The sequence below is a fragment of the Paracoccus sp. 08 genome, from assembly GCF_024105395.1.
Classification (GTDB): domain Bacteria; phylum Pseudomonadota; class Alphaproteobacteria; order Rhodobacterales; family Rhodobacteraceae; genus Paracoccus; species Paracoccus marcusii.
Map to the genome: position 1 here is coordinate 1 of NZ_WEKR01000026.1, position 20563 is coordinate 20563.

At 67.4% G+C, this 20563-nt stretch carries 22 protein-coding genes; 17 read left to right on the forward strand and 5 right to left on the reverse strand.

Annotation, left to right across the window (positions count from 1 at the left end; genetic code table 11):
• The 10 genes from GBO37_RS10430 to GBO37_RS10475 form a co-directional block, all read left to right on the forward strand.
• Nucleotides 1-219: IS3 family transposase (locus GBO37_RS10430; protein WP_252927878.1), on the forward strand; the 219-nt coding region annotated here is incomplete at its 5' end.
• Nucleotides 220-252: 33 nt separating this feature from the next.
• A complete protein-coding gene (locus tag GBO37_RS10435; RefSeq protein ID WP_371927551.1) occupies nucleotides 253-1119 on the forward strand; it encodes a DUF2303 family protein in 867 nt (288 codons plus the stop codon).
• Nucleotides 1120-1380: 261 nt separating this feature from the next.
• The gene (locus GBO37_RS10440) at nucleotides 1381-1566 is read left to right on the forward strand and encodes a hypothetical protein (RefSeq protein WP_252928832.1); all 186 of its coding nucleotides are present in this window, start codon (nucleotides 1381-1383) and stop codon (nucleotides 1564-1566) included.
• Between the two features lie 176 nt (nucleotides 1567-1742).
• A complete protein-coding gene (locus GBO37_RS10445; protein WP_252928834.1) occupies nucleotides 1743-2423 on the forward strand; it encodes a hypothetical protein in 681 nt (226 codons plus the stop codon).
• Complete coding sequence (locus GBO37_RS10450) at nucleotides 2420-2932, forward strand: hypothetical protein (protein WP_252928836.1); 513 nt, start codon at nucleotides 2420-2422, stop codon at nucleotides 2930-2932. Before GBO37_RS10445 ends, GBO37_RS10450 begins: the two co-directional genes overlap by 4 nt.
• A complete protein-coding gene (locus GBO37_RS10455) occupies nucleotides 2932-3120 on the forward strand; it encodes a hypothetical protein (protein WP_252928838.1) in 189 nt (62 codons plus the stop codon). The genes GBO37_RS10450 and GBO37_RS10455 overlap by 1 nt, the downstream gene beginning before the upstream one ends.
• A 56-nt stretch (nucleotides 3121-3176) precedes the next feature.
• Entirely contained in the window at nucleotides 3177-3461 is a 285-nt protein-coding gene (locus tag GBO37_RS10460; RefSeq protein ID WP_252928840.1) for a helix-turn-helix domain-containing protein, read from the forward strand.
• 45 nt (nucleotides 3462-3506) lie between these two features.
• A complete protein-coding gene (locus GBO37_RS10465; RefSeq protein WP_252928843.1) occupies nucleotides 3507-3692 on the forward strand; it encodes a hypothetical protein in 186 nt (61 codons plus the stop codon).
• A complete protein-coding gene (xerC, locus tag GBO37_RS21615) occupies nucleotides 3685-4755 on the forward strand; it encodes a tyrosine-type recombinase/integrase (protein WP_252928845.1) in 1071 nt (356 codons plus the stop codon). Before GBO37_RS10465 ends, xerC begins: the two co-directional genes overlap by 8 nt.
• Nucleotides 4756-5053: 298 nt before the next feature.
• On the forward strand, nucleotides 5054-5614 hold the full coding sequence (locus tag GBO37_RS10475) for an AAA family ATPase (RefSeq protein WP_252928847.1): 561 nt from the start codon (nucleotides 5054-5056) through the stop codon (nucleotides 5612-5614).
• Between the two features lie 17 nt (nucleotides 5615-5631).
• Here the strand turns inward: GBO37_RS10475 and arsJ are convergent, their stop codons facing one another.
• The 5 genes from arsJ to GBO37_RS10500 are packed head-to-tail and all read right to left on the reverse strand — an operon-like array spanning nucleotide 5632 to nucleotide 11069.
• Nucleotides 5632-6897 carry an organoarsenical effux MFS transporter ArsJ gene (gene arsJ, locus GBO37_RS10480; RefSeq protein WP_252928848.1) on the reverse strand — a complete coding sequence of 422 codons (1266 nt, stop codon included), beginning with the start codon at nucleotides 6895-6897 and terminating at the stop codon, nucleotides 5632-5634.
• The gene (locus GBO37_RS10485; protein WP_252928850.1) at nucleotides 6894-7904 is read right to left on the reverse strand and encodes an ArsJ-associated glyceraldehyde-3-phosphate dehydrogenase; all 1011 of its coding nucleotides are present in this window, start codon (nucleotides 7902-7904) and stop codon (nucleotides 6894-6896) included. The genes arsJ and GBO37_RS10485 overlap by 4 nt, the downstream gene beginning before the upstream one ends.
• A gap of 4 nt (nucleotides 7905-7908) precedes the next feature.
• Complete coding sequence (locus GBO37_RS10490; RefSeq protein ID WP_252928852.1) at nucleotides 7909-8745, reverse strand: ArsR family transcriptional regulator; 837 nt, start codon at nucleotides 8743-8745, stop codon at nucleotides 7909-7911.
• Nucleotides 8746-8805: 60 nt separating this feature from the next.
• Nucleotides 8806-9492, reverse strand: a complete 687-nt coding sequence (locus tag GBO37_RS10495; protein ID WP_127898772.1) for a response regulator transcription factor — start codon at nucleotides 9490-9492, stop codon at nucleotides 8806-8808.
• Nucleotides 9489-11069, reverse strand: coding sequence for an ATP-binding protein (locus GBO37_RS10500; RefSeq protein ID WP_252928854.1), 1581 nt, complete (start codon nucleotides 11067-11069; stop codon nucleotides 9489-9491). The genes GBO37_RS10495 and GBO37_RS10500 overlap by 4 nt, the downstream gene beginning before the upstream one ends.
• A gap of 216 nt (nucleotides 11070-11285) precedes the next feature.
• Here GBO37_RS10500 and GBO37_RS10505 point away from each other — a divergent pair, with 216 nt between their 5' ends.
• From GBO37_RS10505 to GBO37_RS10535, 7 genes are all read left to right on the forward strand, one after another.
• On the forward strand, nucleotides 11286-12539 hold the full coding sequence (locus tag GBO37_RS10505) for a glycosyltransferase family protein (protein WP_252928856.1): 1254 nt from the start codon (nucleotides 11286-11288) through the stop codon (nucleotides 12537-12539).
• A 27-nt stretch (nucleotides 12540-12566) separates the two neighbouring features.
• Entirely contained in the window at nucleotides 12567-13799 is a 1233-nt protein-coding gene (locus GBO37_RS10510) for a glycosyltransferase family 4 protein (RefSeq protein WP_252928858.1), read from the forward strand.
• Complete coding sequence (locus tag GBO37_RS10515; RefSeq protein ID WP_252928860.1) at nucleotides 13799-14959, forward strand: glycosyltransferase family 4 protein; 1161 nt, start codon at nucleotides 13799-13801, stop codon at nucleotides 14957-14959. Before GBO37_RS10510 ends, GBO37_RS10515 begins: the two co-directional genes overlap by 1 nt.
• Nucleotides 14959-16812 carry an ABC transporter ATP-binding protein gene (locus GBO37_RS10520; protein WP_252928862.1) on the forward strand — a complete coding sequence of 618 codons (1854 nt, stop codon included), beginning with the start codon at nucleotides 14959-14961 and terminating at the stop codon, nucleotides 16810-16812. Before GBO37_RS10515 ends, GBO37_RS10520 begins: the two co-directional genes overlap by 1 nt.
• The gene (locus tag GBO37_RS10525) at nucleotides 16796-18952 is read left to right on the forward strand and encodes an aminoglycoside phosphotransferase family protein (RefSeq protein WP_252928864.1); all 2157 of its coding nucleotides are present in this window, start codon (nucleotides 16796-16798) and stop codon (nucleotides 18950-18952) included. The genes GBO37_RS10520 and GBO37_RS10525 overlap by 17 nt, the downstream gene beginning before the upstream one ends.
• Nucleotides 18953-18973: 21 nt before the next feature.
• Complete coding sequence (locus tag GBO37_RS10530) at nucleotides 18974-20158, forward strand: alginate export family protein (RefSeq protein WP_252928865.1); 1185 nt, start codon at nucleotides 18974-18976, stop codon at nucleotides 20156-20158.
• Nucleotides 20159-20306: 148 nt separating this feature from the next.
• The gene (locus GBO37_RS10535; protein ID WP_217845918.1) at nucleotides 20307-20555 is read left to right on the forward strand and encodes a DUF2188 domain-containing protein; all 249 of its coding nucleotides are present in this window, start codon (nucleotides 20307-20309) and stop codon (nucleotides 20553-20555) included.
• Nucleotides 20556-20563 lie beyond the last annotated feature (8 nt).

Sequence of the window (20563 nt, forward strand, 5' to 3'; positions counted from 1 at the left end):
ATGAGCAGAGCGGGCAATGTCTGGGACAACTCGGCGATGGAAAGTTTCTTCTCAACGCTGAAAACTGAACGCACCGCCCGAAAAGTGTATCGGACCCGAAATGAAGCCCGCGCCGATATCTTCGACTACATCGAACGCTTCTACAACCCGCGGCGGCGCCATTCGAAACTGGGCTATCTCAGCCCCATGGAGTTCGAGGCCCGCGCTATGCTAGCTTAACCTGCTGCCCACAAAACCGGTAGCAGCTCAATCATTGCCGCCCCGTCGGACATGCGTCTGCACGATCTGACCGAGCAGCACCGCAAGGCTATCGAGGTTCTCAAACCGATGCAGCGGACCGGCAAGGCTGTCGTCTCCGACCTGCCTAGCCTCATTGAGTGGACCAATCGCTTCAAGGGCGACGACACTGTCCTGTTCGCCCAAATTCAGCCTAAGCCGCAGCTGCTGTCGATCATCGACTATCACGGCGCCGGTGCGCCGACGATCGACCCTGCTTCGGGCGATCCCACCGCAAGCTATGGTCGCCACACCGCGCTTTACACTTTCCCGGTGTCCGAGGAATGGAAGCGCTGGACGGCGATCAGCGGGCAGGCGCTGACTAAGGACCAGTTCGGCGAGTTCATCGAAGAGAACGCCAACGACCTGCTGGACCCGACCCCCGCCCTCCTGGCCAATCGTGCCGATGGTGCCGAGGCTTGGGAACAGCGCATGGTCGAGGTCGCGCAGAAGCTCCAAGGCCGCTTTGGGCAGTACGCCACGCTGGTTCAGCTGTCGCGTAGCTTCGCCGTACACGAGGTCGGCCATCTGCAAGTGACCACCAACCGCGACACCGGTGAGACGCAGGTTCAGTTCCTGGACGAGCATCGGGATCCGGACGGACAGCCCCTGCGCCTGCCCAACCTTTTCATGATCGCCATTCCGGTTTTCGAGGAGGGTGCGCTGTACCGGCTGGCGGTCCGCTTCCGCTACCGGAAAGCAGGCTCGGAAGTAAAATTCTTCGCCACCCTCTATAACCCGGACGCCGCGCTGCGCGATGCCGCTCGCGAGGCTCTCGCGTGGGCGCACGAACAGACCGCCGTGCCGCTGCTGATGGGTACACCCGAGATCGGCGCGCGCTGATCAAGCACCCGACTGGCGCGCCACAGCGCCAGTTCCCCACTCCCAGCAATCGAATGGAGCCATGGCCATGCGCCCTGCACCGAGTGCCCCGTACCATCCTGCAAACACCGCCGATGCGGAGCGCATTGCCCGCCTGCGCGCAACGCGGTTCGGCATTGAACCTACAGACGACCCGCTGCCGTCGATGGCGATCGTTGCATACCTCGTAGTCGCGGCGATCGGCGGGGCGGTGGGCGGTGCGCTTGCCTGGTGGTTCCTTGCATGACCGTTGCTGTGCCGCCCTCCCGCAATCTGGTGATTTCCTGCCTGCGCGAAGGCCTAGGCGTCGAGGACATCGCAGTGATCTGCGAGTGCCATGCTGACCAGGTCCGAGCCATTGCCGCCGAGTTGCGCAGAGCCGGCATCATGCAGGCTATCCGCTTCGACCCGCCTAGGTGCGCGGCCTGACCGTCGAGCAACTAATCCGCAAACACCCCTTCAGACGGAGGCCTCGGCCATGACGATTATTGGAAACCTCCCCGTTCGCCCTGAAATCCACGGAAAGCTAATCGAGGAACATCTAACCTTGGCGATGGTCGCGCAGATCAAGCTGGGTAAGCGTGTTCTTAAATGAATGCCGCAGCATGCGCGTGCTGATCGCCTGCGAGACATCCGGCGTGATGCGCCGAGCCTTCGCGGCCCGCGGCCACGACGTCTGGTCCTGCGACCTCCTTGCGGCCGAGGACGGCAGCAACCGCCACATCCGGGGCGACGTTCGCGACATCCTGGACGATGGCTGGGACCTGATGGCGGTCATGCACCCGCCCTGCACCCGCCTGTGCCGATCCGGCCGCCGCTGGATGTCTGGGCCCGGCAAGTGGACGCCGCCCAAGCAGCTGCCCAAGGGCCGTACGTGGTCGAGCATGCGCGAAGAGTTCGAGGAGGGCGTGGATCTGTTTACCGCTTGCTGGCGCGCGCCGATCGAGCGGGTAGCGATCGAGAACCCCGAAATGAACGACCTCGCTAAGGACAGGATGCCGGCGGACCTGCCCGCGCCGCAAATCGTGCAGCCGTTCTGGTTCGGCGAGACCGCCTACAAGGCCACCGGCTTTTACCTGCGTGGCCTGCCGCAGCTGGTGGCGACAAACATGTTGTCCGAGCCGGAACGCGGCAGTGCCGAGTGGAAGGCATGGAGCGCGATCCACCGCGCACCGCCAGGCCCGGACCGCTGGAAGATCCGGAGCAGAACATTCGCAGGCGTCGCCGATGCCAGCGCTGATCAATGGGGCGGTTATGCCGTCCAAGAACAGGAGATGACGGGATGAACGCCCCTGATGATCTGACAACATTGGCGTCGTGCCCATTCTGCGGGTGCGCGGCTGCCTACTATGGTGCGGCCGTCCGCTGCACCAGCTTCAAGTGCAACGCAGGCCTCAGTCCGGATTGGAGCACAAAGACGGTTAGATCTGTCCAGGGCGATCCTGATGAACGCCTGCGCCAGGCGCAGTCAGAGACTGCCGAGCGTTGGAACCGCCGCGAGTCGCAGGCTGCCCCCGCGCAAGAGGGGGGCGAGGTGCCTGAGCGTGTGGGCACCTGCGAGGCATGCTCCAAGGCGATCGTCGATGGCGAGAAATACGCCAGCACGACGGACGGATGTTCGCTGTGCTTCGACTGTGCCCCGATGCTGTCTAACGTGGTGCGCCAAATGGATGAGGCGCTCGAAAACGGCGAAGCAGAAAACTGGTTCGACCTGTCCGAAGACGAACTGCGCGCGGATCGGGAAAGCATGGCCGAAGATATTGCCACGAATGGCGACCGAAAGGCGGTGCACTGATGACCACCCGCGCAGAATACCTCGCAGGCCAGATCGACGCCTGCATGACCGGCGGCAAGCTGTTTACCCGCAAGATGATGGAACAGACGCGCGACGAGCTGCGCCGCCTGAACGCCGAAAACGAACCAATCCGCCAAGCGCGAACGGCTGCGAAGGGATCGAAGCCGCGCGCACGAGGTAGGGATTGACACACATGGTCAGGGGAACAAGCCATTGCGTGCCTAAGTCGGTCAGCGAGCCCTTCATGGACCAGGTCGACTTGACAACGATCGGGACCCTGACCGAACCCCGCGTGACAGTTCGTCAGATTGCCATCGAGGTCTGCTCACACACTGGGAACAGTGTGCACGCCGTCTTCGGGCGCAGCCGCGCCGCGCATGTCTGCAGGGTTCGGGAACTGGTGTGTTACATCGCGCATCGGCGCGGGCTTACCCTGTCACAGATCGGCCGGGCCCTGCGTCGCGATCACAGCACAATCAAGCATGCGATCGATAACGAGGTCCGGCGCCGGGCAGAGGAAAGCACATGAGCAAGTCCCCCCCAACGCCATCCCGCGACAGGAGGTATTGACCAGATGGGAAGACCCCGTGCCGTATCGTCTGCCGACATGTCCCGCACGCTCGATTGCCTGACCCGCGCCGGCATCTCAGTTGGCGAGATCATCGTCGAACCTGGCCGCGTGCGCATCCTGCCGAAGGCACTTGCGCCAGAGACGCTGCCCGTTGATCTTGTGGCCCCTAAGGAATGGCCCAGTGAGTGATGAAATGCGCCTGCAATACCCCGGCCTGCTGCGCGAGGTCCTGCCGTCAGGCACCGTGCGCTGGCGCGTTCGGAAGGCAGGCGACAAACGTGTCCGCGTCCTGCTGAATGCAGGGCCTGAGCATCCACGATTTGGCGAACACTACCACGCAGCGCGAGCGGGCATTCAGCTGCCGCCGGAGGCTGACGCACCGAGCGCTATCAAGGGTTCGGTTGGCTGGCTAGTCGATCTGTACCGCATAGCGATGAAGGACATGCAGGAACAGGGCCACCTGCACAAGGCCACAGCCCACCAGCGCGGTCAGTTTCTGCTATGGCTGGCATCCGAGGTCGGAGAGTACAGCGCAGCCATGCCGCAGTCGCAGCTGATCCTGCTGCGCGACAAGAAGGCCGCGACGCCAGGTGCTGCAGACAACTTCATCAAAGCTGTCCGCGCCATGTATGCATGGGATACTGATCGAGGTCATTGTAAGGCGAACCCGGCCGCGGGCATCGGCAAAATAAACCGCGGCACCGGCGCGACGGCATGGACACCAGATGATCTACTAAAGTACCGGGAGCGGCACCCAGAGGGCACCATGGCCCATCTGGCACTGTCGCTGCTGATGTTCACGGCATGCCGCCTCGGGGACGTCTATCGCCTTGGCCGCACCCACGAGATGCAACGCAACGGCGTTACCTGGTTGGACTGGCAACCCGAGAAGCGGGGCAGTTCGCGCGTCCGGATACCGATGCTGTCGCCGCTCCAGGCCGCCATCCGGGCGCAAACCATCATCGGGCCGACGTATCTGCTCACAGAGCATGGCAAGCCGTTTGCCAGCAAGAACGCCTTTGGCAACAAGTTTGCAGACTGGACCCGCCAAGCCGGTCTTGCAGGGTTATCCGCGCATGGCATCAGGAAATCCGCTGGCGAACTGTTGGCGATGAATGGGGCCAGCCAGTACGAAGTCATGAGTGTACACGGCCACTCGAATGCGAAGACGAGCGAGATCTACACCGCCGGCGCGGATCGCGATCGACTGGCGGATCTGGCCATGCAGCGCATGACCGGAATTGACTGGTAAAACGTGGGACACCGGCAACCCTAACCGATTGAATCTTATAGAGCGCCATGTCAGGCAGCGTGGGACACTGCCGCGTTGATTTGGCTCATTTTTCGGCGTGTTGGATAGTCCTGCCGGGCCTACCATCCCCACACCGCCGACCGATCCCACGCATGGACGTCCTCCGCGCTGCGAGGTTGCGGAACCAGCGTCTCGCAAGGATCGGCGTGAATCGTCCCAAGCTGAAATTATCCTGCCAAATCCGAACCAATCCGCGAAGAGCGTGTTGATCGCGCGTTCGTGAGCGGTTGGGGGATGGATGAGTTTGGTGACACGGGTGATGGTTCTGGGCGGGTCAGGGACGGGAAAGTCCTGGCTGGCGATGCGGCTGGCCGCGTTGGCCGGCCTGCCCGCGTACCACATGGATCAGCTGAGCTGGATGCCGGGCTTTGTCCATCGTAGCACCGGCGAGCTTGATGCCCTGACGCGCGAGATCCATGCACAGGAGCACTGGATCATCGAGGGCGGTCATTACGAGACGATGCATGAGCGCGCCGCCCGTGCCCATCTTCTGATCTGGGTTGATCCGTCCAGCCCGGTGCAGGTCGCCCGCGTCGCGTGGCGGTCGCTGCGTTATCACAACCGCACGCGGCCGGGCATGGGAGAGGGGTGCCGCGAGACGTTCGGCTGGCACACGCTGGGTGCCATCGCCTATGCCCGTACCTCGCGGCAGTTTCATCGCGACCGCGCGACCGAGGTCATCGCCGCCGCAGGACCCCGACTGGCGCTTGCGCATATCCGGTCAGGGTGGCAGGCGCGACGGTTCCTGCGCCGCTGCGCGCCCGTGCCGCGCACGCGGGGTTTTCTGCTGCGACCGTAAAGGATGCAGGACGGCCTTCAGCGGGCCGGCCCCACGCTTTCCGGGCTGTCGATCAGCAGGCGGCGTGCCGCCCACCAGCTGGCCGCCGCCATCGCGCCGGCGGTGGCCAGGCACAGCGGCAGCCCACCGACCTGATAGGACAGGCCCGACAGCAGCGTCCCGATCAGGCGGCCCGCCGCGTTCGCCATGTAATAGAACCCGACATCCCGCGTGATCCGCTGTGCCTGACCAAAGGCCAGGATCAGGTATGAATGAACGGACGAATTGACCGCAAAGACGAAGCCGAAGACCAGCAGCCCCAGAACCAGCAGCATCGTCAGCCACGGCGCAGGATCGCCCGCGATCACGACCGCCGCCGCCATCACGAAGGGGATGGGCACCAGCCGACCTGCCCACCGGACCGCGTCCCGGGTGATCTGCGCCTCGGGTCGGCCGGCGCCGCCCAGGATGCGCGGGGCGGCGGCCTGAACCGCACCATAAAGGATGATCCACAGCGCCATGAAACCGCCGACCAGAAAGAAGGCCTCGCGCCGCCCTTCGGCGGTGCCATCGGACAGGACGGCCTGAAAGTAGATCGGGATGCCCACCACGAACCACACGTCGCGCGCACCGAACAGGAACATGCGCGCCAGGGACAGCCGGTTCACGCGGCTGTCCCGCGACCGCCAGCCTGACCATCCTTCGGCCGCCTTTACCCGACCGGGCAGGCCCGCGGGCAGGAACAGGACCACCGCCAGAAGAATCGCGGCCAGCACCGCGGCCATGCCCCAGATCGCCGCCTGGAACCCAGCAAAGGCCAGCAGTGCGGCGCCCAGGAAAAAGCCCAGGCCCTTGACGGCGTTCTTGGACCCGGTCAGCGCAGCCACCCATCGGAACAGCCCGCCATCGGCGGCGGGGGCAAGGACCTTGACCGCCGATTTCGTCGACATCTTGGACAGATCCTTGGCGACACCCGACGCGCCCTGCACCGCCATCACGAACATCACCGATGCCGTGACGCTCCATGCCGGGTCCAGCTGCGCCAGTGTCGCCAAGGCCGCGATCTGGATGCCCAGGCCCGCGTACAGGGTCGCCGCCAGCCCGAACCTGGCCGCCAGCCAGCCCGCGGCCAGGTTCGTGACGATCCCCGCAGCCTCGTACAGCAGGAACAGCCATGCCAGCTGGACCGGGGAAAAGCCCAGTCCGTTGAAGTGCAGCAGCACCAGCATGCGCAGCGCGCCGTCCGACAGCATGAACGCCCAATAGGCCGCCGTCACCGCGGCATAGGCGCGGACCGGGTTCATGCCATCCGTCCCGCGACCATGCGCGCGACATCGACCAGCCGGCAGGCATAGCCCCATTCGTTGTCGTACCAGGCATAGATTTTGACCTGCGTCCCGTTCACGACCATCGTCGATCCCGCGTCGATGATCGCGCTGCGCGGATCGTTGACATAGTCGGTCGACACCAGCGGCCGCGTCTCATAGCCCAGGATGCCGTCCAGCGGTCCCGCCGCGGCGGCGGCGAACAGGGCGTTGACCTCCTCCACGCTTGTCGGACGCTCGACCTCGAACACGCAGTCGGTCAGCGAGGCGTTCAGCAGCGGCACCCGGACCGCGTGGCCGTTCAGCCGACCCTTCAGTTCGGGATAGATCAGCGTGATCGCCGTGGCGCTGCCGGTCGTCGTGGGAATGAGGTTCATCAGCGCCGAGCGCGCGCGGCGCATGTCCTTGGCCGGTCGGTCGACGATGGTCTGCGTGTTGGTGACGTCATGGATCGTGGTGATCGACCCGTGGCGGATGCCCAGGGCCTCGTGGACGACCTTGACCACCGGGGCCAGGCAGTTCGTCGTGCAGCTGGCCGCCGTCACGATCCGCTGGCTGCCGTCATAGAGGTGATGGTTCACGCCATAGACCAGGTTCAACGCCCCGCCATCCTTGACCGGTGCGCTGACCACGACACGCGCCACGCCGGCATCGAAATAGGGCGCGATCCGGTCCGCGGTCTTGAACACGCCCGTCGCGTCGATCACCAGGTCGACCTCCAGGTCACGCAGCGGCAGGGCGTCGATGGTCCGGTGATGCGTCAGCGGGATGCGGTGGCCATCCAGGACCAACGCTGCGCCGTCTGCCGCGACGGGCTTGGGCCAGCGGCCGTGAACGCTGTCGAATTCCATCAGCAGGGCGTGCTGATCGGCATCGCCCGCCGCGTCGTTCAGCAGGACGATCCGGTCCCCCAGGCCCAGGTCGAACATCCGGCGCAGGGCCAGCTTTCCGATGCGGCCCAGGCCATTCAGTGCGATTCGGGTCATGGGTTCAGTCCTTGGCAAGTTCGCGGGCATCAATCTGATCAACCCGGTTCTGAAGCGAGATTCGGTCCAGGCTGGCCACCGGCAGGGCGGCAAAGGCTTCGATCCGGCGGCGCAGGGCGGCATAGGTCCGGGCAAAGACCAGCGCCCGTTCGGCGTCCGTCCCCTGCGCCTTGACCGGGTCGGGCAGTCCCCAATGCCCGGTGATCGGCTGGCCGGGCCAAGGGGGGCATTCCTCGGCCGCGGAGGTGTCGCAGACGGTGAAGACGAAATCCATCCTGGGGGCGTCGGGTGACTGGAACTCGGACAGATGCTTGGACCGCAGGGTGGTCGTGTCGTGGCCGTTGCGGTCCAGCACCTGCAGCGCAAGGGGGTTCGGATGCGTTCCCGCCCGGGTGCCTGCCGAATGGGCGATGAACCGATTGCCGCCCAGATCGCGCAGCAGCGCCTCGGCATAGAGCGATCGGGCGGAATTGCCTGAACAGATGAACAGGACATGGAAACCGGTATGCGTCACGGTCGGCTCCTTGGATTGTGGGATGCTGGTCAGAACGTCCGGGCGCGCGCGGCCAAGGTCCATTGCCAGATAGCCCAGCAGGCGGCCCGTCGCATCGACATCGATCGAATAGAGCAGCGACCGCCCCTGTCGCCGCACGGCGACTAGCCCGCATCCCGTCAGGTCGGACAGATAGTGCGACAGGGTGTTCGGCTTCAGCCCCAGCGCCTGCGCGATCTCGGTCGGGCGGACGGCGCGGGGGGCAAAACGCATCAGAAGTCGGGCGACGGCAAGGCGCCCGGGATGGCCAAGGGTGGCAAAGGCGTGGGCGGCACGGTCATGTTCCATGATTCCCGAATAATGGAATAATAACCCCGGCGCCAGTGAAGCTTTCATGACAGGACCGCGTCACCGGGCCGACAGCAGATACCCGAATCCGCGCTGGTTGTGGATCATCCGCTCATCACCGTCCTGATCCAGCTTCTTGCGCAGATAGGCGATATAGACCTCGACGATGTTGGTCTGCGGGTCGAAATTGTATCCCCAGACACCCTTCAGGATGTCCACGCGCGACTGAACCTTGTCGGGACGCTCTGCCAGAAACCGCAGCAGCGAGAACTCGGTCGCGGTCAGGTCCAGGTCGCGGTCGCGTCGCGTCGCGGTCTTGGTGTCCAGGTCCAGGCACAGATCGCCGATGACGATGCGGGACGGGCGGTCCTCGCGCGCAGGCGCACGGCGCAGCAGGACCGCGATGCGGGCCAGCAGTTCCTCGAAGGCGAAGGGCTTGGTCATGTAGTCGTCGGCCCCTGCCCCCAGCCCCTCCAGCTTCTCGGCCAGCGCGTCCTTGGCGGTCAGCATCAGGATCATCACGTCATGGCCCGCCGCGCGGATCTCCTGGCACAGGTCGGCGCCGTCGCCGTCGGGCAGCATCCGGTCCAGCACGACCAGGTCATAGCCCCCGTCCCGCAACCGCTGGTCCAGCCCCGCCGCGCAGTCGGCCAGATCGACGTGATAGCCCTCGGCCGTCAGGCCACCGGCCAGCAGGGCGGCGATCTCGGTGTCGTCCTCGACCACCAGGACGCGATCGGGGCTCATGCGACGGCCCTGCGTGCCAACGGCATGGTGATCTCGACCACGGCGCCGCGGCCAGGCGCGCTGTCGATGCGGATGGCGCCGTCATGCTGGTCGACGATCCATTTCGCGATGGACAGCCCAAGGCCCAACCCGCGACCCGACCGCGGCCGCGACGGGCGCGCGCTGTAGAAGCGGGTGAAGGCGCTGCCCAGTTCGTCGCCCGTAAAGCCCGGCCCCTGGTCGCGCACGCGGATATGGGCGTGATCCTGTGACTGCGCCAGCTCCAGGCTGACGGTGGTGTCGGCGGGCGCCAAGCGGATCGCGTTGTCCAGCGCGATCAGCACGGCCTGACGCAGGCGGTCGGGGTCGCCGCGCACCTCGACCGGTTCGCTGGGCTGGCTGGGACGGATGCGCACGCCGGGGCGCATCGCCATGTTCTGGCCGTCCAGCAACACGTCACCCACGATGTCCTGCAGCACGACACGCGTGCGGTTGACCATGATCGAGCCCGATTCCGACCGCGCCAGGAACAGCAGGTCATCGATCAGCCGCCCGATCTGGTCGGTCTTGCGGACGATCTCGGACAGCACCTGCTGCAGGGTGGCGGCATCGGCGTCGGGGGKGCGGATCGCCATCTCGGCTTGGCCGCGCAGGATCGTCAGCGGCGTGCGCAGCTCGTGGCTGATATCGGCGAAGAAGTTCGCGCGGCTGGCATCGACCGACCGCAGCCGATCGTTGCTGGCCACCAGCGCCTCCGACCGTTCGCGCAGTTCGCGGGTGCGCTCCTCGACCTGCTGGGACAGCGTGGACTGCGCCTGCAGCAGGCTGTCGCGCTGGTCGCGGATCTGTCCGGTCATCTGGTTGAAGCGGCGCGACAGGTTGCCCAGCTCGTCGGGCGACGGATTGTCGATCACATGCGTCAGATCGCCCCGCCCGACTGCCTCGGCCCCCGCGTAGAGCGCCGAGACGGGGCGCAGGATCGCGCGGTTCATCATCACGATGTTCGCGACGCCCAAGACCGCCACGACCACGATCAGCCCGATGGCCAGATCGACGGCGCGCTCCGACAGGCGGGACGAACTGGCCAGCGCCTCGGCAACCTCGGCACGTTCGCGCACCGTCGCCTCCTCGACCAGCTCCAGCAGCACCTGCCCCAGCTGGTGATAGATGCGCGTGTTGAACACCTGCAGCGCCTCTGCGCGCCGACCCGCCTGCAGGTGATCCTGGATCAGCAGGCGCGACTGGTCGATCTCCTGCACCTTGATCTCCATCTGGGCGACGCGGTCCAGTCCGCCCCAGGTCGCATCGGGCTCTCCGGCCAGCGCATGCTCCTCGCGGATCAGGTCGCGCTGGCGCTGCAGCCCGGACAGCAGCGAATCGCGCGCCTCGCGGATCTCGGCGTCCTGGTCCCCGGCGACGAACAGTTCTGCGATCTGAGCGGACAGCTTGTTTGCGTCGACCGCCACCAGGTTGATGTTGCGCAGCTGCGCATAGGATGTCTGAAGCTGCCGCCGGTCCTCGCGCGTCAGGCCCAGCCCGATGATGATCGCCAGACACACAAGCGTGACCGTGACTAGGCCGGCCAAATGACTGAGCATGATTTTCGTGCGGATTCTCATGGCTTTGCGTTCCCGGCCGGTGGCGGCACGGTGCCGCCTGAGACGGCAGACTAGCGCAACTTCGCAGCCGTAAAAACGCCGATGCGCGGCTCTAATGATCTTCTAATTTGCAGCTTTGGATCGCACGCCAATATTTTGGAAGCACGAAGACGCTGCCGTCCAATCACCTTCGCACACCCAGATCCCGAGGGCCCGATGACCAAGATGAACCCCGCCGATCCGCTGCAATACGCCGCCGCGCTGCGCCGTCAGCGGACCCGCGCGCCGCGGGTGGTCCTGTATTCGCACGACACTCTGGGCTTTGGTCATCTGCGGCGCAACATGCTGCTGGCGCAGGCGATCCGCGACTGCGGTCACGACCCCGAGGTGCTGCTGGTGGCCGGCATGCGCGAGGCCGGGGCATTCGCCCTGCCCGCGGGCGTCGACTGCCTGACGCTGCCGGCCTATGCCAAGGCCTCCGACGGCACCTATCATGCCCGCGACCTGGGCATCGGGGTCGACGCGCTGTGCGACATCCGCGCGGCGACGATCCGGGCCGCCGTCAAGAACTTTCAGCCCGACCTGATGATCGTCGACAACGTGCCCCGCGGTGCCCAGTACGAGCTGGGCCCGACCCTGCGCGCACTGAAGCGGTCGGGCCGCACGCGAATCGTGCTGGGGCTGCGCGACATCATCGACCGGCCGTCCGTCATGCGACAGCAATGGCTGCGCCAGCGCAACTTCGAGGCGCTGCAAGATCATTACGACGACATCTGGGTCTATGGCGACCCGGCGTTCTTTCCCACGGCCGACGAATACGGGCTGGGCCCCGAACTGTCCGCCCGCGTGACCTATACCGGCTATCTGGACCAGCGGGCGCGCCTGTCGCCCGATGCGCAGGGGGCCGACCCGCTGCAGGTGACGGGGGGCGATGCGCGCCCGTTCGTTTTGTGCCAGGTGGGCGGCGGGCGCGACGGGGTGGCCCTGTGCACGGCCTTCGCCGCGGCGCCCATGCCCGCGGGCCATCAGGGCATCCTGATCACTGGCACGCAGATGCCGCCCGAGGCACGGGCTCGCGTGGCGGCGCTGGCGCAGGGCCGGACCGACCTGACCGTGGTCGATTTCGTGGCCGAACCGGTGGGGCTGGCCGCGCGCGCGGCGACGCTTGTGGCGATGTGCGGCTACAACACCGCCTGCGAGATGATGTCGTTCGGCCTGCCGTCGCTGGTGGTCCCGCGGGTCCGGCCGCGCACCGAACAACTGATCCGCGCGCAGCGCATGCAGGATCGCGGCATCGCCAACATGATTCATCCCGATGTGCTGTCGCCCGCCGCCATCGGCGACTGGCTGGGCCGCGCGGTGACCCGGCAGGCGGGACCCCGTGGCGTGGACCTGGACGGGCTGTCGCGCGTCACCGCGATGGCCACGCGGATGCTGGCCCCCCGCAAATCCCTGCGCCGCCTGGCCTGAAGACCCGACACAAGGAACCGTCCTCCCATGTCCGCACCCAAGATCGGCTATGTCCTGAAGCGCTATCCCCGCTATTCCGAGACGTTCATCGTCAACGAGATCCTGGCGCACGAGGCCGCGGGCCAGCCGATCGAGATCTTCTCGCTGCGCCCGGTCGAGGAGACGCACTTTCAGGACAACCTGGGCAAGGTCCGCGCACCCGTCACCCGACTGACCGAACGGCTGAAGAACCCGGACGCGTTCTGGCGGCTGATGATGCGCGCCCGGGCCGGGCTGCCCGCGGCGTCATGGACCCTGCTGGGCCAGATGAAGAACAGCAGCGGCCAGGATGTCGCGCAGGCGCTGGAGCTGGCGCTGGCCTGCCGCGAACGCGGGGTGGCGCATCTGCACGCGCATTTCGGCACCGTGTCCACGACGGTGGCGCGGCTGGCGGCACAGCTGGCGGGGATCGGCTATACCTTCACGGCGCATGCCAAGGACATCTATTTCGACTACGAGGAGAACATCCGCCTGGACGAGAAGCTGCGCGACGCGGCCCATGTCGTCACCGTGTCGGACTACAATGTCGGCTATCTGGAACAGCGCTTTGGCCAGGACGCGACCAATGTCAGCCGCATCTACAACGGCCTGGACCTGGACCGTTTCGCCCATCAGCACCCCGCACCCGATGCGACCGACATCCTGGCGGTCGGACGCCTGGTCGAGAAGAAGGGGTTCCATATCCTGATCGAGGCCGTGCGCCTGCTGCGCGATCAGGGCCGCAGCGTGCGTTGCACCATCGTGGGCGGCGGGGACGAGGCGTCCTATCTGGCGGCCCAGATCGCCGCCGCCGACCTGGGCGATGCGGTCACCCTCGCGGGCCCGCGTCCGCAATCCGAGGTGATCGCGATGATGCGCCAGGCTGCCGTCTTCGCCTGCCCCTGCGTGGTGGGCCACGACGGCAACCGCGACGGCCTGCCCACCGTCCTGCTGGAGGCGATGGCTCTGGGAACGCCCTGCGTCTCGACCGCCGTCACCGGCATCCCGGAACTGGTCCGCGACGGGCAGACCGGGTTCTGCGTCCCCGAAGGCGACCCCCAGGCGCTGGCCACGGCGCTTGCGCGGATGCTGGACGATGCGGACCTGCGGCAGCGGTTCTCGACCGCGGGACGCGCGTTGATCGCGCAGGAATTCGACCAGCACGTCAACGCCGCGCGGCTTCGCGCCATCTGGCACGACGCCATCGCGGGCACCGACCTTCCCCAGCAGAGGTCCGCGTGATGCACGTCGCCTATGTCACCACCGATCCTGGCATTCCGCCCTTCGGCACCAAGGGTGCGTCGATCCATGTGCAATCCGTGCTGCGGGTGCTGCTGGCGATGGGCCACCGGGTGACGCTGTTCTCTCCGTGCCTGGCGGTGGCGCCCGCGGCGGAGTTCGCGACTGTCGCGCTGCACCCCCTGCCCGGGGCGCCGCGTGGCGACGACGCGGAAGCGCGTGCCGCTTGGGCGTTGGCGCTGAACGAGACGGTCGCCGCGGCGCTGACGCAGGCGGGGCCGTTCGACTTGGTCTATGAACGCCACGCGTTGTTCGCGCATGGGGCGATGGAATGGGCTAGTCGCGGCGGCGTACCCTCTGCCCTGGAACTGAACGCCCCCCTGATCGCCGAGCAGACCCGTCACCGCCACATGGTCCGCCAGTCGGACGCCCAAGCCAGCGCCCGCCGGGCTTTCGGGGCCGCCCGTCTGGTCGCGGCGGTGTCGGCGGTGGCGGCGGATTACGCCCGCGACCTGGGTGCCCTGCCCGACCGGGTGGCGGTCATCCCCAACGGCGTCGATGCGGCACGTTTCGACGGCAGCCCTGCGCCGGATGGGCCGTTCACCGTGGGCTTCGTCGGCACGCTGAAGCCTTGGCACGACACCGCGACCCTGGTCGATGCCTTTGCCCTGCTGCGACGGGGGCCCGTTCCCGATGCGCGCCTGCTGATCGTGGGTGACGGGCCGCAACGGGCGGCGATCCTGGACCGGTTGGACCAGCTTTCCCTGTCGGACGCGGCCCACTTGACGGGGGCGGTCCAGCCCGACCAGATCCCCGGCTGGCTGGCGCGGATGCATGTCGCGACGGCCCCCTATCGGGGCGATCAGCCGTTCTATTTCTCTCCGCTGAAGCTCTATGAATACATGGCTGCGGGGCTGCCAGTGGTGGCCAGCGACGTGGGCGATCTGGCCCAGGTGCTGGACCGGGGCCGACTTGGCGCCACCGTGGTACCGGATGATCCGGACGCCCTGGCCGCGGCCCTTGCGGGTCTGGCCCGCGATCCCGCGGCGGCCACCGCGATGGGCGCACGCGCCCGCGCCGAGGTTCTGGCCCATCACGGGTGGGACCGCATCGTGTCCCGCATCATCGCCCGTGCCGGCGCCGCAGGACAGGAGGCCGCGTGATGTCACGATCGCGTCCCGAGACGCTGACGGAATCGCTGCCGGGCCTGCGCCGCGTGCTGCATCGGTTTGCCCCCTATCTGCGCCCGCATCGGGCGGTGCTGGCGGGGGCGACCACCGCGCTGGTCAGCGCGACGCTGATGCGACTGCTGGAACCCTGGCCGCTGAAATTCGTCATCGACCGCGTGGTGCCATCCGGCACGGCGGGAACAGGCGGATCGGGGGTCGCGGCGGTGGATACGCTGGACTCCATGACGCTTCTGGCGCTGTGCGCGGTTGGCTTGGTGGGCATCATCGGGCTGCGCGCGCTGTTCCAGTACCTGGCGACCATCGGCTTTGCGATCGTCGGCAACCGGGTGCTGACCCAGGTCCGCGGCGACCTGTTCCGGCACCTGCAGGGACTGTCGCTTGGCTTTCACACCCGGTCCAAGGCGGGCGATTTGACCATGCGCCTGATCGGCGACGTGGCCATGCTCAAGGAGACTGCCGTCATTGCCGCCCTGCCGCTGGCCGCGAACGTGCTGGTCCTGCTGGGCATGGTCGCCGTGATGATGGTGCTGGACTGGCAGCTGGCGTTGATCGCGCTGATTCCGCTGCCGGTTCTGTGGTTCGCGTCCATCCGCGCAGGAAAGAAGATCCAGGCCGCCAGCCGGAAGCAGCGCAAGGTCGAGGGCCAGATGGCCGCCACCGCGGCCGAGGCGATGTCCTCCATGCGCACGGTTCAGGCCCTGTCGATCGAGGATCGCGCGGCCGACACCTTCTCCGGTGCGAACGGCACCAGCATGGCGGGCGACGTGCGGGCCAAGCGCATCGCGGCGGGGCTGGAACGGCTGGTCGACCTGCTGGTCGCCTGCGCCATCGCGCTGGTTCTTTATTTCGGCACGTTGCAGGTGCTGCGCGGGCGGCTGACGCCGGGCGACCTGCTGGTCTTCATCACCTATCTCAAGGCGACGTTCCGGCCCATCCGGGGCTATGCCAAATACGCGTCCCGTCTGGCCAAGGCCAGCGCCGCGGGCGAGCGGGTCGTCCAGCTGCTGGACGAGGTGCCCGAGATCCGCGACCGCGCCGATGCCGTGGCCGCCCCCGCCTATGCCGGGCGGATCACATTCGACGGCCTGACCTTCGGCTATGGCGGGTGTCGGCCCACGCTGGACGGGCTGACGCTGGACATTCCGGCGGGCACGAACGTGGCGCTGACCGGGCCGTCCGGGGCGGGCAAGTCCACGTTGGCCGGACTGCTTCTGCGCCTTTACGATCCGTCGGGCGGGCGCATCCTGATCGACGGGCAGGACATCCGCGACGTGACGATGACCAGCCTGCGCCGCCAGATCGGCTTTGTTCCACAGGAGACGGTCCTGTTCAGCGGCACGTTGGCCGACAACATCGCCTTGGGCGCCGGCCGCGACGTCACCCGGGACGAGATCGAGGCCGCAGCCCGGCTGGCCAATGCGCATGACTTCATCGCGGCCCTGCCCGACGGCTATGACGCCCAGGTCGCGGAACGCGGCGCCACCCTGTCCGCGGGTCAGCGCCAGCGCATCGCCATCGCCCGCGCCGCCCTGCGCCGCTGTCCGGTGCTGGTCCTGGACGAGCCCACGACCGGCTTGGACAGCAGCAACGAGGCCACCGTGTCCGAGGCGATCTGGCGCCTGGCCAAGGGCCGCACCAGCCTGCTGATCACCCACGACCTGTCCCAGGCCGCCCGCGCGGACCGCATCATGTTCCTGGAGGCGGGCCGGGTGGCCGAACAGGGCAGCCATGCCGACCTGCTGGCGCGCGGGGGACGCTATGCCCGTCTGTGGGCGCTGCAGGGTCGTGGTCAGGATGGGGGGGCGCTGCATGCTGTCGCCGGCTGATCGCGCGATCTGCGACCGTGATCCGGCGCTGGTCGGTCTGCCGCTGATGCTGGACGCGCAGGCGATGGCGGCGGCCTCGGGCCGTGACGCCTTGCAGCCGGCCTATCTGCGCTACAAACCCGGGGTCAGCTGCGTCGCGTCGTTCCTGTCCGCGGACGGAGAGGCGCTGGCCGCCTATGCCTATGCCCCCGATCGGTATGCCGAGGAAAGCCGCCGGTCCCGTTGGCGCGACAACCCCGATGTCGTGATGCTGCCCGACCGCGGCGTGATCGTCATCCCGGCGCGGCTGGACCGTCATCTGCGCAGCCTTGCGCGGTTCCTGGACCCTGCACGGCGACAGGACGCCCTGCGGCGCGTGACCGGTGTGCAGCCGCATCTGGCCGCGGGCGACCTGATCCTGCTGCGCTACAAGCCGGGGCGACGGCTGGTGGCCCGCCTCGACCTTGACGGCCAGCCGCGAGGGGTTCTGAAGATCATGGCCGGGGCGGGCTTTGACCAGGCGCTTGTCGGCGCGACTGCGGCCATGGCGCATGGGCAGGCCGCCCTGCTGGGGGCCGACAGCGGCTTGCGCGCGATGATGACCGCGTGGGTGCCGGGCCGCCCCGTCTGCCCGCAGATGACCGGTCACGCGCCCGACGCGGACGCCTGCACGCGGATCGGCGCGGCCCTGGCTGCGCTGCATGTCGATCCGTTCCGACCCGCCGCCGCATGGACCGCCCCGGCCGATGCAAGGTCGGTCCTGACCGCCGCCGCCGATCTTGCGCCGCTGGATGCCGACCTGAGCGTCCTGGCCCATGACATCGCGACCGATCTGGCCGACCGGCTGGCCCAGGCCACGTTCGATCCGGTGATGGTGCACGGCGATTTCAGCGCGGATCAGGTGGTGATGGGGGCCGATGGTCCGGTCATCCTGGACTGGGACAACGCCGGCTGCGGCGATCCGGCCCGCGATCTGGGCAGCTTCCTGGCCCGGATCGATGCGCAGGTGCTGGACGGCATCCTGTCGCGCGTCCAGGCCGATGCCATAGCGGGCGCGGTCCTGGGCGGCTATGGCGACGGGCCCGTCACGCTGCCCCTCCACCATGCCCGCGCCCTGATGTTGCTGGTGACCGAGGGGTTTCGTGCCCGCCATCCCGACTGGCCTGCGCGCGCGCGGACCCTCTTGGACCGTGCGGCCCAGGTCATGCGCGGCGCATCCGCGGACCCCGCCATGCCGCAGCTGGACGCCGCCCTGGACCCAGACCAAGCGCGGCCCGCGCTGCAGACGGCGACGGGGCTTGATCTCACGAGCCGCCCCCAACTCCTCCGCCACAAGCCGGGCCGCAGGGCACTGGTCCGCTATCCGACTGGCGGGGCGACCACGGCCATCCTGGGCAAGCTGCGTGCCAAGGGGACGGACGGCCGCATGCCCGCCATCCACGATGCCCTGCGCGGTGCCGGTCTGGACGGTCAGGCACCGCACGGGGCGGGTGTCCCGCGCGCCCGCGGCATTGTCGACACGATGCGGATGTGGTTGCAGGACGAGGTGCCCGGCCGCCCCCTGACCCCGACGGATGTCGCGGCGATGGCGCGAACCGGGATGGCGCTGGCCCATCTGCACAACGTGCCGCCCGTCACCGACCGCCGCTGGACCCACGCGGACGAGCTGTCGGTCCTGGATCGCGCCCTGAACCAGGCGGCAGAGCTGTTGCCCGCGCGAAAGGCGGAACTGCGGCGCATCCTGCACGCCGCCAGGGATCGGATGGGCCGGCTTTGCGACGACCAGCATTGCGGCATCCACCGCGATTTCTATTTCGACCAGGTGCTGATCGCCGATGCGCAGGTCTGGCTGGTCGATCTGGACCTCTACGCGGTGGGCGACCCGGCGGTGGACCTGGGCAATTTCCTGGCGCATCTGGACGAATACGCCCTGCGGACCACGGGCGACGTCGGCGCACTGAGCGCATCGGCCCGGGCCTTCCTGGACGGCTATGCCGGCATCCGCCCCCTGCCCTGCCCCCGGCGCACCGCAACCATGCGTACGCTGTCGCTGGCCCGCCACATCCGCATCAGCCTTCGTTTCGATGATCGCAGGCACATCACGGACGCGCTGATCGAGCAGTCCCTCAGAGCCTGCGCCACCCACCACCAGCCAACCTGATTCCCAAGAGAGAACTTGCGCATGGACCGTATCGGCCCCCCGCTGATTGCCGCGACCCTGTCCCTTCCCGTCCCGGCCCTGGCCGATCCGCCCGCGATCGAGTTCCGTCGGTCGCTGCAGCTGGACTTGGCCTATGAACGGCAGACGGATAATGGCGACCGGGACCGTGAGGGGGCCGTCAGCCCGCTGTTCCGCCTGATCGGCGAGGTCGCGTCAGAGGAAACATGGTCCGGTTTCTTCGAATTCGACGTCTTCTCCGAACGGGTCTGGGAACGCGGAGAGCCGCGCAGCACGACCAACACCGCGCGCGTCAATCAGGCCTATCTGCAGTATGACGACGGCTTTCGCATTCGCGCCGGGCGGTGGCTGTACCGCGACGAACGTGAATGGCTGATCGACGAGAACATCGACGGTATCATGGCCCGCTTCGACGCAGGTCCGGTACGCGTCGACGCGCTGGCAGGCCGCGTGGGCTGGCTGCCCCGCACCCTGTTCGAGCCGGGGTCGCGCGGCGACCGCATCGCCTATTACGGCCTGCTTGCGCAGATGGAACCAGTTGATGACCGCTTTGTCGAGGCCTTCGCCATCCTTGGCGACGACCGCGAGAGGGGCGCCGGAGAGCAGCTGTCCCTGGGCCTGCGGTCCTGGGGAGAGTTGGGCGACGGCCTGACCTATTGGGCGGATGCGGGGCTGTCGCGCGGATCGGACGACGACCGCCGCCTGAAGGGATACGGGTTCGACATCGGCGCAACCCGCCTGTGGGAGGATCACGACCTGCAGCCGCGCGTGACGGTGGCCTTTGCCCAAGGCAGCGGCGACGGCGACCCCGACGACGGCACCGACCGCGCCTATCGCCAGACCGGGCTGCAGTCGAACGAGGCGCGTCTGGGCGGGTTCGCCAAGCTGAAATACTATGGCGAGGCGCTTGATCCCGATCTGAGCGACATCCGCATCGCGACCGCCGGCGTCGGCCTGACCGCAAACGACGCGGTATCGGTCGATCTGCTGTACCACCACTATCGCCGCGTGTCGGTGACACAGGGACAGGACAGCCACCTGGGCGACGCGCTGGACTTGGTTCTGGGCCTCCGCCCGACCGATGCACTGGAGATCGACGCGGCGATCGGCTGGTTCGCCGGGGGGTCCGACGCGGCCGACCCCGACCGCGGCATGGCTGCCCGGATCGAGATGGAATACGCGTTCTGACGCGCCTGCCAGCGAGCATGCAGGGCCGGGAAAGTTTTCGCGGAACGGAGCGAGCAGGCGGGCCGTTGATGCGGGAGCTGCGAAAACAGGCAATCGCGCGGACCGGACGACGCGTGACCGTGCGCCTGCCCAAGCAAGGACAAAGCGAATGACCAAGATCGTGTACGAGATCGTCGAGCATGACGGTGGCTGGGCCTACAAGCTGGACGACGTGTTCTCGGAAACATATCCCACAAAGGAACAGGCGACCGCCGCCGCCAACGACGTCGCCGCGCGGCAACAGTTGAGCGGCGAGTCGGAAGTCGTCCAGTATCAGGACGAAAAGGGCACCTGGCGCGAGGAGGACGTCTCGGGCGACGACCGCCCCGAGGTCGACGTCCGCGACGGCGCGAAATAAGCAGGATA